This window comes from Coprococcus sp. ART55/1 (genome assembly GCF_000210595.1).
GTDB lineage: Bacteria > Bacillota > Clostridia > Lachnospirales > Lachnospiraceae > Coprococcus > Coprococcus aceti.
This window is the reverse complement of the sequence record NC_021018.1, coordinates 2,814,973-2,816,292: the sequence shown is the minus strand read 5'-3', so window position 1 is coordinate 2,816,292 and position 1,320 is coordinate 2,814,973. Positions and strand designations below refer to the sequence as shown.

At 39.1% G+C, this 1,320-nt stretch carries 2 protein-coding genes; both read right to left on the bottom strand.

Annotated elements, in window-relative coordinates:
- Nucleotides 1-54: 54 nt before the first annotated feature.
- Nucleotides 55-669 (bottom strand): AAA family ATPase, encoded by a 615-nt coding sequence (locus tag CCU_RS12680; protein ID WP_238050269.1) that lies wholly within the window; start codon nt 667-669, stop codon nt 55-57.
- A gap of 183 nt (nt 670-852) precedes the next feature.
- On the bottom strand, nt 853-1,320 hold a 468-nt coding region (locus CCU_RS12675), incomplete at its 5' end, for an RluA family pseudouridine synthase (RefSeq protein WP_208896253.1).

The following is a 1,320-nucleotide window of genomic DNA, read 5'->3' as shown; positions in this document are numbered from 1 at the left end:
AATGACATTATTATGATGATATATTACAATTTTCAATAATAATCATGACTGAGATCAATAATTATTTACAATGTCATATAACAGATCTATCGTCTTATCTATGCCGTACTTCGAAGTATTGATACATATGTCGTATCCCTTCATCTCGCCCCATCTCTTGGATGTATAATAGTTGTAATATGAAGCTCTGGCCTTGTCTTCCTTCTTGATCATATCCTTGGCCTTCGATTCACTTATGTTGTACTTCTTGGCGATTCTGGCTGTTCTGTCATCCATGTCTGCATACAGGAATATATTCACCACGTTGTCCAGATCCCTGAGTGCGTAATCAGCACATCTGCCGACAAATACACATGAACCATCTTTCTCTGCAAGATTCTTGATGGTGTCAAATGCCGCAAGGAAAACTTTGTGGTTGAGAGGAAGCTCTGTTGAACTGCCAAATCCCAGTGAATATGGATCCATCACCAGTGAGTAAAGAAAGCTATTCGTAGGCTTTTCGTCAAAGCTGTCAAAAATCTCTTCACATATTCCACTGTTCTTTGCTGCTTCTTTAAGTAACTCCTTGTCGTAAAATGGTATGTTCATCTTTTCTGCAAGAGCTTCTCCGATCTGCTTTCCTCCACTTCCGAACTGTCTACCTATAGTAATAATCTTCTTCTCTGCCATAGTAACCACTCCCATCTTCTCGTATTCTCCATGTAAAAAATATCAAAATATATTACTTATGTACAAAATACTTAAATTCCTATATGGGTTATTATAACATTTATACAATAAACTGTAAATAAAAAAGTATAGACAATTGCACGTAATTTGTGACAATTGTCTATACTCGTTTGTTACATTATATTAATTTAACAGTTTTAACTTCTTTATAAGATCTTCAAAATATTCCGGCAGATCAGCCTTGAACTCAACGTATTCCCCGGTTGAGGGATGTTCAAAACCGAGAATACCAGCATGCAGCGTCTGTCCCTGCAGCTTAAACGGACATTTCTTCGGTCCATAAACTTCATCCCCAAGTATGGGATGTCCAATGGATGCCATATGAACTCGGATCTGATGTGTCCTGCCGGTCTCAAGCTGACACTCAATAAAGGTATACTTTCCTCCAAAACGCTCCAGAACCCTGTAATGTGTGACGGCATGTCTGCCATTTCTGGTATTGATCGCCATCTTCTTCCGATCCTTAGGACTTCTTCCGATCGGCGCATCCACAGTACCATCATCCTGTGCGATATTTCCATGGACTATGGCATAATACTTTCTGGTTATACTATGCTCGTGAAGCTGCTCAGACAATGATCTATGGGCATT